Source organism: Suilimivivens sp. (genome assembly GCF_037359455.1).
Lineage (GTDB): Bacteria > Bacillota > Clostridia > Lachnospirales > Lachnospiraceae > Suilimivivens > Suilimivivens aceti.
In genome coordinates this window covers 1-11,531 of record NZ_JAXXXI010000055.1, presented here as the reverse complement: position 1 = coordinate 11,531, position 11,531 = coordinate 1, and the positions used below count along the sequence as shown (strand labels likewise).

At 37.8% G+C, this 11,531-nt stretch carries 10 protein-coding genes; all 10 read right to left on the bottom strand.

Features of this window, described 5'->3' with window-relative positions:
• Positions 1-60 precede the first annotated feature (60 nt).
• A complete protein-coding gene (locus WJQ40_RS11880; RefSeq protein ID WP_337404101.1) occupies positions 61-1,284 on the bottom strand; it encodes an HDOD domain-containing protein in 1,224 nt (407 codons plus the stop codon).
• A 78-nt stretch (positions 1,285-1,362) separates the two neighbouring features.
• Positions 1,363-2,715 carry an MATE family efflux transporter gene (locus tag WJQ40_RS11875; protein ID WP_337540485.1) on the bottom strand — a complete coding sequence of 451 codons (1,353 nt, stop codon included), beginning with the start codon at positions 2,713-2,715 and terminating at the stop codon, positions 1,363-1,365.
• 5 nt (positions 2,716-2,720) lie between these two features.
• The gene (locus WJQ40_RS11870; RefSeq protein WP_337540483.1) at positions 2,721-4,148 is read right to left on the bottom strand and encodes a sugar transferase; all 1,428 of its coding nucleotides are present in this window, start codon (positions 4,146-4,148) and stop codon (positions 2,721-2,723) included.
• Between the two features lie 1,010 nt (positions 4,149-5,158).
• The gene (locus WJQ40_RS11865) at positions 5,159-5,977 is read right to left on the bottom strand and encodes a hypothetical protein (protein ID WP_337540481.1); all 819 of its coding nucleotides are present in this window, start codon (positions 5,975-5,977) and stop codon (positions 5,159-5,161) included.
• Positions 5,974-7,509: an AAA family ATPase gene (locus WJQ40_RS11860; protein WP_337540479.1), complete on the bottom strand. Its 1,536-nt coding sequence runs from the start codon at positions 7,507-7,509 to the stop codon at positions 5,974-5,976. The genes WJQ40_RS11865 and WJQ40_RS11860 overlap by 4 nt, the downstream gene beginning before the upstream one ends.
• A complete protein-coding gene (locus tag WJQ40_RS11855; protein WP_337540477.1) occupies positions 7,499-9,085 on the bottom strand; it encodes a restriction endonuclease subunit S in 1,587 nt (528 codons plus the stop codon). The genes WJQ40_RS11860 and WJQ40_RS11855 overlap by 11 nt, the downstream gene beginning before the upstream one ends.
• A gap of 5 nt (positions 9,086-9,090) precedes the next feature.
• A complete protein-coding gene (locus WJQ40_RS11850; RefSeq protein ID WP_337540475.1) occupies positions 9,091-10,572 on the bottom strand; it encodes an N-6 DNA methylase in 1,482 nt (493 codons plus the stop codon).
• 88 nt (positions 10,573-10,660) lie between these two features.
• Positions 10,661-10,957, bottom strand: coding sequence for a type II toxin-antitoxin system RelE/ParE family toxin (locus WJQ40_RS11845; protein ID WP_337540473.1), 297 nt, complete (start codon positions 10,955-10,957; stop codon positions 10,661-10,663).
• 3 nt (positions 10,958-10,960) lie between these two features.
• The gene (locus WJQ40_RS11840) at positions 10,961-11,209 is read right to left on the bottom strand and encodes a type II toxin-antitoxin system prevent-host-death family antitoxin (protein ID WP_055194703.1); all 249 of its coding nucleotides are present in this window, start codon (positions 11,207-11,209) and stop codon (positions 10,961-10,963) included.
• A 180-nt stretch (positions 11,210-11,389) separates the two neighbouring features.
• Positions 11,390-11,531 (bottom strand): helix-turn-helix domain-containing protein (locus WJQ40_RS11835; RefSeq protein WP_337540600.1); only part of this gene is annotated, 142 nt, incomplete at its 5' end.

Here is an 11,531-nt window from a genome sequence, read left to right as displayed (position 1 = left end):
TTTCCTTAAAATCAGTTGCTGTTTTTAGGCATTTCTACAATGCCTGTCTGTTAGCTTCTTTTATTTTGCAAAAAGATCACGATACCACTTCAGAGAATCCACATACGCATTGTATACACTATTCATATCAATGTTGCGAAGGATCATCTGTCTGGAAACCTCCTGCCAAGATGCTCTTTCATAATGCTCAATGAAGTCAAGAACCTCTGCCAGTTCTCCCTTATCGTCAATCAGCGCCTCTCTGATATTCTTCGATACCTTGACCATATCCAGTGCCTCATCCATAGGCTTATCCAGAATCAGATCCAGAACGGAGAACAGTCCCATCAGGAACAGTTCAGAAGAATGTCCTGCCATCTCAAAAGCCGGTGCCAGATTCTCCGCAAATTTAGCACGCAGCAGAGAAAGCCTTGTCACTTCATTCGGCTTATCTGCGCAAAGCTCACTTGTCACTGCTGTGTTGATCCACTTCTTCAGTTCCTTCTGACCCAGCATGGCTGCTGCATGCCTGATCGAGGTGATCCCCGAATTCACTGTCATTCTGTTTACCATCTTCAGAAGCAGAATGACAAGCGCCGTATCACGTCCGATAATATCTGCTGCCTTTGTCAGGTCAAAATCATCATCATTGACTATATTCAGCAGTTCAATATAATTCACCTTCAAAGGAGAAACCTCTTCCTGACCTCTGGTAACAGGAATGCGGTAGAACTCTCCTTCATACAGTGTATACCCTCCATCCTTACGCAGGGTATCAAACTCTTCCTGTGTATTGACATTGACTGCACATAGCTTGATATTCGGATATATCTTGCTGAAATAAATCTTGGCCTTACTGATATCGATCTTCTTATGGTCAAGGAAGATATAATCCATCAGGCTCAACACTTCCCTGTATATTTCAAACCTGGCTACTGGCAGCTTCTTCATGGCAAGCTGATATCCATCAGCCTTCAGTGCCTTCAGTCTGTCAATGTACATTTTCTCCGGTAGTACAGTATTGTCACAAAGCAGGATCAGTCTTTCATGATCCACACTGCACTGGCTGTTAATGTCTGCAAAAAGAGAAATATTATTGACCTCTACAAAAACATCCTTATCTGCAGACAGTGTCTCAATCCCCATTCCCTGAATGATATCAAGACCGGCAATCACACCAATGCCATCATAGCTGGCTGTTCCAAGAAAACCGGGATCCAAAAAGGAATTTCTCTTCTGGGCAAACAGTGAATATGCCCTTACAGCTACATTTTCATCAAATAAAGGTATTAACGTTGCAAGCATATGTTACCCTCCTGTTAGATAAATCTATTTTACTCTATCTGCGCCTTTTTTTCAATTTTTTTATATGGTCTTTTTGGCTCAGATCTTAATCTTTGTCCACTTTCCTACCCGGAATCTGGTGGAGGCAAACAGGAATCTGGATACCTGGTCTCCAAGGACACCCATCCAGATACCGATAATACCAAAGCCAAACACATAGCCTCCAAGATAAGATACCAGCGTTCTGATCAGAGTCACACTGATCGTCGAAGCAGCTGCTGTGTAAAGTGTATCTCCGGCTCCCCTCAGGCATCCCATATAAACCACCTGGGAAATCTGGAAAATGACGACAAAAATGATCACATACATGATATGGACACCGATCGTAATGATCTCCTCTTCTTCAAAAAACAGGCGCATCAGTGGCTCTGCCCCAAAGAAATAAATGGCCACCAGACATACAGAGATCACCATTCCAAGCATCCTGCAGATACTGCCATATTCCTTTGCCAGCCTTTCATCTCCTTCACCAAGGCTTCTCCCGATCAGTGCCACTGCTGCTGCCTGTAGTCCATCTCCGAAGGAAAAAGAAAGTCCCATGATATTCATGCCAACCTGATGTGCTGCCATAGCTGCCGTTCCCTGCCCAGCTGCCATCAATGCCGTAAGCATAAAACCAACCCTCATCAGAACCTGTTCAAAAAATACACTGTAGCCGACCTTTACAATATGTACAAAGCTCTGCCAGGACGGCATGATCCTTTTTTCCATAATATAAGGCAGACTGATAAAGCCTTCCTTTTTCCGTATGGAAAGAATACTCATAATGCAGGCAACTACCGTTCCTAGAACAGTAGCAAGTGCTGCACCCTGAATTCCAAGCGCCGGGAATCCCAGGTGTCCGCCAATCAGCAGATAATTGAAAATAATGTTCACCGTATTGGAAGTCACATTGGTGCGCATGGTGATCTTTGTATTGCCGGCACCTCTCTGCGCCGCATTGATGCCCATCTGTACACAGTTAAAGATCATGCCTCCCATAACGATCCGGAAATAGGCAACTGCACTGTCATGAGTTTCCGCATTAGATCCACACAGGCTGATGATCGGTCCTGCAAATACCACAAACAGAATACTCAGTATGACAGCCGCCGCTATGATAAAAACAATCACCGTACTCAGGATCCTGTTGGCATCCTCCTGCTTCTGTTCTCCTCTTCTTCTGGCAACAAGTGCCGAGATTGCCACATTCACTGCAAAAAATAAAGACAGCCCCATAAACTTTGGCTGTGTCGTCAGTCCGATTGCAGCAACTGCATAGGATCCAAGTGAACTGACCATCAGGGAATCAATCAATCCCGCAAATGCTACAAAAAACGATTCAATAATAGAGGGCCACGCCATGTTCATGGTGACTCTGATATTTTCCTTCTGATATGCTACCTTTTTCATACTGCTTATTTGGCTCCGCTCTCCTTAAATACGGCCAGTACGGTCTTAAGTAATATCTTCACGTCCAGCATAAAGGACCAGTTATCAATATACTCTACATCCAGCCGTACAATCTCTTCAAAGTCCGTAATATCACTCCTTCCACTGACCTGCCACATACCGGTCAGTCCGGGACGGAAGCTCAGTCTCTTCTTATGATAAGGGCTGTAATGCTTGAACTCATCCAATGTCGGCGGTCTTGTTCCCACAAGACTCATATCCCCCTTTAGAATATTCAGAAACTGTGGAAACTCGTCCAGGCTTGTCTTCCTAAGGAATCTTCCCACCTTCGTAATTCTTGGATCATTCTCCATCTTAAACATCAGACCGTTCATTTCATTCTGTGCCATCAGTTCCTTTTTGCGCTCTTCTGCATCCGCATACATGGATCGGAACTTGTACATCTTAAATACACGTCCGTTCCTGCCTACTCTTTTCTGTGCAAAAAAGACAGGTCCCGGCGATTCCAGCTTGATCAGAGGTGCCACAAAGACCGTCAGTACAAGCAGGATCACACAACCCACCAGCGCACCGGCCAGATCCATCACCCTTTTCAGGATCAGCTGTCCTATCGGTGCCACCCGGTTTGCATAGGTAACTGCATAAAAGCTTCCAAACTGGGAAAGCGCCTTTTGGCTGGCACTTGCAAGCTCCGGCACCGGAATCTCATAATGCACGGTAATTCCCATTTCTGCCATAGTCTCCAGAATGGGAAGCATATCCTTCCTGCGTTTATTCTCAACAACTACGATCACTTCATCCAGAGATGCCATCTGGCAGTATTCGATCAGATGCTCAAAGTCTGCCACGACTGGAACACCGGAGATTTCTCCCTCTGTCCACAGCGGTGTACTCTCTACGATAGGAACAATTCCTGTCAGATCATAGCTGAAATCCTTCATCCCCTTCATGGTTTCCACCAGCATCGCAGCATTCTCCTCATCTGCCACAAGCAGGATCTTACGCTGTTCAAAGATCCACTGATACAGGGAGGGCATCATCTTTTTCCATAATTGATGAACCAGAAACATCAGTACACAGTTGAACACCGGGAACAGAAAGAGAACCAGTCTGGAATAGGCATCCAGCAGGTTGAAAAAGTACAGGATCACCGCTGCCCCGCCAAACATGATCAGGTTATTCCTGACAATCCCCGCCAGTTCATGCAGCGGTCCTCTCAGGAACATATTCCGGTTGGTATTACGAAGAAGGTTCATGGCAAGATAGACCACAAGACAGGAGCCAAGCAGCATCCCAAAGTCCATCCTCGCATTATCACTTTCAAAAAGTCTCTTATTTCTGATATAGTTAGCCAGAATCAGACTGACAAAAATACAGACACAATCAGCAGATAAGATCAGCAGCGTCTGCAATTTTGATTTACGTTGATACATAATGGATTAATCTCCCAAACGGTATTTAAATTATTTATCCTTATTGTCTACTATTCTGCATGGATTGTCAAATCGAATTCACTCAGATCTCAATTCTACGTATAGTCCCACTGCATGATACCATCATTCCGCTGGTTCAATATCAGTTGGAACAGAACCGTATAAACCGTCATTCCTAAGCCATCACTATGGCTTTACTTGATTTTTCAAAACAGATATGCTATATTATACTTAAGAAAAGGGAAAGCCACAGAAGCGGCTCTACCCTCAAAGTAATTGACTGTTACTTAATAACAGCCGTCAACTATTCGTGGTAGTTGGCGGCTATTTTCGTTTCCCCTTGAAGATTGTGTAACACAACCCGACAAGGGCGCAAATGAATATACAAAACTGAATCATATCAGAATATGTAACCATTGGCAACGCCCTCCTTTCTTTCGTCTGGAGGGTAGCCCCTCCGATAAAGAGGGTAAGCCGCCCGGCTCTGTGGTTTTCCATATCGGCAGTATAGCACATCTTCTCCAGTCATTCAGGGCATCCGGATTTGCATTGTTTCTTTCCGAAAATATTGTGTGTCCCACTTGTAACCCACCTGTGTACTTCGACCTCATTTTAACTGCTTTTATCTCTGGTTTATAAACAATTCTGACAATTAAAAAAGCCAGGAAACATCATGTTTCCGGGACTTCTTAATGCTTACTATACAATACCCTGGGCGGTCATAGCATCTTCTGAGGTGTCCGCAGATTTACTGGGGTTTTGAGGTCGGTTGTATATCACGTGTATAGATTGATTGTCGGACAATTTCAACTAACTATTCTTATAATACTAACAATCCTCATTATAGAAAATATATTTTTCTTTGAATGCACTTATCAGTCAAAAAATTATTAATCCCCAAATATCAAACTTCTGTATAGAGTTTGATATTATATTTTATAATTTTGCTATTAAATCATTGTTTCACAAAATACACTTTATATGTACATAAAGCAACTACTTTTTAATTACTAACACAAAATACCCTTTATAAACGGTTCTGTTCGATTTAGTATATAATGTTTTGCTACAGCCGATAATTCAGAACTAGGGTACATCATTTTTCGTAATTCACGGATTTGTTCCTTTATCTCTTCTTTTACTAACTGATTATAATTATTTTCTTTGTCTTGCATTAATCTCAATATCCTATTTACCCTGCGCTTACATTGATTCTGAATTTCTACCCTAGCTTCAACAAGAGTTGTTGAATTTAAATCATAAACGCGAATTGACAAAGAAACTCTTTGAGCTTCCCACGAACTATCATCATTACATGCCGGATAAGCCCGTCCATCTTCTCCAAAGGTAAGTAACATTACATCTGTTTCATCCGTCGGATCTAAAAGACCAATCCATTCTTTATCCAGATCATTCATGTTCTTAGCAATTGGAGACCCTTTTCTTAACGGAAAATATGCATTTTTTGATGTGTTGGGGATATTACCACTTAATCGATAATTTTCCCAAGCAAAAGCCAACCACCAATAAGCCTCATCATTATTATCTGTTTCAATACGACAATCTTTTTTTAATTTCTTAGTTTCATTTTTCGGTCGGAAATGATCTACATGGTACACAGACGCAATATCATGTGCTTCAGTATACCAGCACTTCCCATATGACAGCGACGCCAAATGGTCCTTTAACTTTCCCCAATAGGATTTATTTTGCTCAATAAATTCTTTTCTCTTACCCTCAGGAAGAGCTAATAATTGTTGAGTAAGTTCTTTCCCTTCTTCTATTAGCTCTTCAGATGGAGGATTATTTTTGTAATCAATAAAAATCATTTCTTCTCCTCTTCTAGTATCTCACGCATTATTTCATCCATTAATGCAGACATATCTGGCAATTGCTCTTGTGAGACATCTATGTTCTGATACTCAGGTCTAGAAAATAGTTTTTCAATAAATTTCTCATAAAGCGGGTCCCTAACCGAATGTGAAAATCCTAGTTGCTCCAACTCTTTTGTAAGACGTTTAAGTTCTATATCCTCATCAGTTGTTCTATTTACCTTATATGTCAGTTGTCTCTTTCGATCCAATTGGCGTTGTGTCTCCAAATCAAGAGTCGTTGGCAAATCAAACATTTGGGTCAAAAGTCCCGCAACTCCCATTCCTTTTGGATCGACATCAGGTCTTCTAACAGTCGTAATATTTTTATCATGTTCAAAAATTGTCACCGCTTCTTTTTTTAACCCGCCAATTACAATGGGATCATGCGTCGAAATAAATATCTGACTATTATCGTTTTCGCCTACTACTCTTCGTATCAGCGATAAATAATCAAATTTCCACATTGGATTCAGATGTGTGTCCGGTTCATCCAAAAAGAAAAGTGATTCTTTCGATTTAGTAAATTTTAACAAACCTAGAACCATCAGCAATTGCTGTTCTCCTTCACTAAGTTCATTAAATGTTATAACTGTACCATCTGTCTTTTTAACTTTTATTCGTATTTCTTTTATTAGATCAGATAAATAAGTACTTTCTAAAAACTTAAAAAATTCTGTATTATTATGATAATGTTTTGCAAGTTCCATTAATTTTTCTTGATCTTTTATATAGAGGTAAGTCACTTCACAATGAATACTTGAAAATCCTTCTTCATACACCATATCTTCCTTAATCGGTGCTAATGACAATCTATATAGATCATCTAAAAAAGAACGTACTACACCACGAGCTCCCCAAAATTCATCTTTTCTATATACCCCTTTTTTATTCCACGTTGGCTTTTTTAACACAAATAATATGGATTCAATAGAACTTATATTCAAATATTCTCTCAAAAAATCTAATGATTCCCTATCATAAAATGAAAAGAACGCCAATAGCACAAAGTTGCTGTGAATCATACGCGCGTAAAACAAAGGTCTTAACACCTGATCATCGCCATTCAGCAACGCATTGTAAAACTGCTTTTGATGTTTCGAAAAATGCTTTTCTAAACGATTGCTTGGACCAGAGTAATATGCAAATACATGCTCTGGTAGATAACTTTCATTTGTATGCCACTTTTCATAAAATGCTTTTTTTGTTACTTTATTATGATTTATATAAAATAATTGTTTTCTAGACTTTGAATCATTTTTAATATTTACAGTAACATTTTTACAATAATATTCAATTTCATATGAAAATTCTATTGTGACGGTTTTCAAATCCAAATCACGAAATATAATAACTAACGCCTCAATAAAGTTTGACTTTCCCGCACCGTTTTTTCCTATGAAAACATTTGTTAATTGTTCTGTATCCAACTCCACAGAAAACTCTTTAAGATTTTTAAATTCTTTAATATAAACCTTGTCAATTCGCATGATTTATCACTCCCAAATAGCTCTCTCCATCTTTACGAACTTCCTCTACAATGTTTTGTTCTACTAATTGCTTAAGTTGTGCATAGAACTCATCAATATCCATCTCTGTCTTGCTCTTGAGTTTTTCTGGAGTAAGACAATCCTCTTCTTTAAGCAAATCTATTAATGACTGCGTCATCCTCTGCTCTCCCTTCGTCAAAATAACTTTCTTATTTTTTTGTTTCAACGACTCTTCCTTAAACAACATAATATATTTAAGTGATTCTTCCGCTTTTTCTTCATTTATATCATTTGTTCCTAACATTCCACAAAAAGCAAGATTCAAAATATGTTCCTTGATTGCATTAATTTGTTCCATAAGCTGACATAACTCTTTTGCTTTTTCTATTTTATTGAAAAAGTAATTAAGTATTCTTACAATTTCCTTCTGTTCATCAATTGATGGAACTGGAATTACAAAGTTTCCTATTTTCTTAGCATTTATATTAGATTGGTTTACGCCATTGCTTTTTACAGTATTACAATATGCTTTAGCTTGAGGTGAATTCATAATATAATTAAGATATTCACCAATTAGTTCCTTTCCATAGTCTAATTTCAACAAGTATCCCGCATAAATGGCAGGACATTCTCCTCGATATATTGAAGTTTTTCCAACTAATTCAGAACTATTCGTCCGATTAAATAAAACATCTCCTGGCTTCAAAATATATTTTCTAATATCATCTTGATTATCCGTATATACAATGTCACTCCAATCAATCTCACCATTCTGCAAATTTCCCATACGTATTACAGCCACAGAACCCTGTTTTTGGGATTTTCTAGATGTTCCATATGATAAAGAATCACATAATACTGAAAGTTTTTTCATTTTTCTACTCTCATACTTTATGCCTTGTTCCTTACGCCATTGTTCTGTTAACTTTCCTGAAAATGCATCATGCAATATATTTTTCTTAAAAATATCAATATTTTCTATTGCACCTTGTAGCATTTGTTTTGCCTCATTAAGTTTATCAAACATATCCTCTATACGCCAAACAATCCTCTTTTGCTCCGAAAGCGGTGCTAACGGAATAAGCGTTTCTTCAAAATCTCTTTTAGTGATATGTTGCAATCCTGCTCCACCATGTACATTCGAAATTAATGTATTTAATTGTTGATTAATAGCATACATCAGATATACTTTATCTATTCGTTCTTCGTCAAACACAATCTTAAAAATATGTTGATTTAATACTGCCTCTTGATTTTTCCATATATGTGCACCAAATGAGGTCCCTGGTGTTCCCGACCAAGCAAATAAAAGTTCTTCTCCTTTAAGATAGAATTTTTCTTCAACCTCACCATTATAATAATTATACTCTGCATTAGGATTGTTAAGGTTCTGTATTCGTACAATTGGTAAACCATTGTCTACCCAATCACTCGATTTAAAGCTCTTTCCATTATATAAATTACAAATATATTTTATTTTTGTCCAACACCAATTATCCGGCAGTTTATATGGTTGTTCTTCCTCAGAGACTAAAGACTTTCTCTCCGAAAAAGTCTTTGACTTCTCCATATTCATTTGTTTCATACCTCCAATGTTTTCAATTCTTCAATTACACAGGTAATCATTTTTTTTGCTTCTTCTAAATTACTCATGCACATTTCTAGATTTTCAATCGGATTGGATATTGATTCATGATCTTCATCTTTATTTTCTTGAATGAGACCTAAATCAAGATTATTTCCATTATTACGTATTTCCTCTCTTGTATATACGCTCCATCTTTTATCACATACCTTTTCCCTTATACTAGCATTATATGCCAATTCAAAATCAGCAAAATGTTGCACCTTTAAAGGTGTAGTTTTTCCATATGAAGGCATATCTGTTCTCAAATCATAAAACCACACTTCTTTAGTATTACCATAATCACTTTTCCCCCTTGTGAAAAACAAAACATTTGTTTTTACCCCTTGTGCATAAAAAATACCAGTGGGCAAGCGTAAAATAGTATGGAGATTGCATTTATCCATTAGTTCACAACGAATTTTTTCACCATCCCCATCTGCAAAAAGAACATTATCAGGCACTACCACCGCTGCTCTAGCTTTACCACTAGTATTCAAACTATGATAAATATGCTGAAGGAAATTAAACTGCTTATTACTTGTAGCAAACATAAAATCGGTTCTATTAGTCAACTCTCCCCCTTTTTTGGTTCCAAAAGGTGGGTTAGACAATACCACATCTAGATTTTGCAATTCCTCTTTTTTTCCAAACTCTTCTGTCAATGTATTGCCACAATAGATTTTGGCGTGAATACCATGCAACATAGCATTCATTAACGCCAGCCTATATGTCTCTGAAACCAATTCACATCCCGAAAAAGCGGAATTAATCTGAAAGTTTTTTTCTTCTTCTGACAAATCGTTTAAATCATTTGTTTTTTTCTTTATATATCTGTCAGCAGCAATCATAAACCCAAAAGTTCCACATGCTGGATCATTGCATTTTTCTCCCACATTGGGTTTAATCATTCTTACCATAACATCAATCAATGGTCTCGGCGTAAAATATTGTCCTGCACCAGATTTTTTTTCATCAGCATTTTTAGCCAATAAACCTTCATATAAATTCCCGAGTCCCTCCTCTTTAGCAGAATACCAATCTAATTTATCCATAGTTCGTATAATCAATTCCAAATTAGTTGGTGACTGAATATTTGAATATGCATCAATATAAATCTCTTTCACTAAACCTTTACAATACTTACCAAACACTTTTAACATCTTATTGTAATAATATTTGAGTTCGTTCCCCGTTTTAGATGCCAATTTATCCCAGGAGTATTCAACAAGCAATTGTTTATCTTCTCTCTCAGTCTTTTTATCTTTTTCAGAGAAAGTTACTCCACTCGCTATACTTTCTTCTGCATTAGTTTCTTTCGCCATTTTTAAAAATAAAATATATGTCAATTCGGTAACGTATTGATGATATGTAATACCGTCATCCCTCAATATATTGCATAAATTCCATAGCTTAGCAACAATCTCTTGATTAGTCATTTCATAATCCTCTCTTCCGACAAAGTATCCTATACTAACATTTATTTTATATTATTTTCCATACTCTGTTTTCCCTTCCATCATGGCATCAAAATATCTGCGTAATATCCTGATACCGGTTCACTACCCGGTAAATCTCCACATATTCTTTTCCAATCTTATACAGCACAACATAATTCCCGCAAATCACATATTTATAATCCGTTCGGAAGCTGACCCTTTTAGCAAGATCAGCTCCCATGTACGGAAATTGCTGTATATTTTCAATTCGAGCATATATCTCCTGGATGGTCTTTACCGCCATTTCTTCATTATCTTCAGCAATATACTCTCTAATATTCTTCAAGTCCTCTGCCACAATAGGGTTAATCCGCAATTTCATCATATGCTATACCCCGACAGATTTCTTTAGTTCATCCAAACTCATCCAGGCACTTTCATCCCTAACAGCTTCTTCTGCTTCCTGCAGTTTCATGAGTAGCTTCTTTTCGGCTTTTTCACGCTCGTAGTCCTCAATATCCATAACCACAAACTTACCTCTACCGTTTTTGGTCAAAAACACGGGTTCTCCAATCTGGCAATTTTTCAACACTTCATTATAATTTCTTAAATCTGATACCGGTAATATATTTGGCATAAAATCAACTTCCTTTCCTACTACAATATAGCTTCTTCACTTATATATTATACGCAGGAAAGCTGTAAAATTCAACGTGAAATTTTACAGCCTTCTTATATTCTTTCTCTGGCAAAGTCCGTAAACCATTATTATCAGTCATATAAAAAGCAGATATTACAAACACTCTGCAATACCTGCTCATTTCAGTTTGTTATTAAATTTATAGCCGACTCCCCAAACCGTCTGTATGTAGATTGGCTTGCTTGGATTATCTTCTATTTTTTTCCGTATGTTACGGATATGGCTCATGACAATGTTGTAATCACCGAAATATGGTTCT

Excerpts from the sequence above, each read along its gene's own strand:
- WJQ40_RS11880 (WP_337404101.1), bottom strand. The coding sequence starts at position 1,284 with ATGCTTGCAACGTTAATACCTTTATTTGATGAAAATGTAGCTGTAAGG.
- WJQ40_RS11875 (WP_337540485.1), bottom strand. The coding sequence starts at position 2,715 with ATGAAAAAGGTAGCATATCAGAAGGAAAATATCAGAGTCACCATGAAC.
- WJQ40_RS11870 (WP_337540483.1), bottom strand. The coding sequence starts at position 4,148 with ATGTATCAACGTAAATCAAAATTGCAGACGCTGCTGATCTTATCTGCT.
- WJQ40_RS11865 (WP_337540481.1), bottom strand. The coding sequence starts at position 5,977 with ATGATTTTTATTGATTACAAAAATAATCCTCCATCTGAAGAGCTAATA.
- WJQ40_RS11860 (WP_337540479.1), bottom strand. The coding sequence starts at position 7,509 with ATGCGAATTGACAAGGTTTATATTAAAGAATTTAAAAATCTTAAAGAG.
- WJQ40_RS11855 (WP_337540477.1), bottom strand. The coding sequence starts at position 9,085 with ATGAATATGGAGAAGTCAAAGACTTTTTCGGAGAGAAAGTCTTTAGTC.
- WJQ40_RS11850 (WP_337540475.1), bottom strand. The coding sequence starts at position 10,572 with ATGACTAATCAAGAGATTGTTGCTAAGCTATGGAATTTATGCAATATA.
- WJQ40_RS11845 (WP_337540473.1), bottom strand. The coding sequence starts at position 10,957 with ATGATGAAATTGCGGATTAACCCTATTGTGGCAGAGGACTTGAAGAAT.
- WJQ40_RS11840 (WP_055194703.1), bottom strand. The coding sequence starts at position 11,209 with ATGCCAAATATATTACCGGTATCAGATTTAAGAAATTATAATGAAGTG.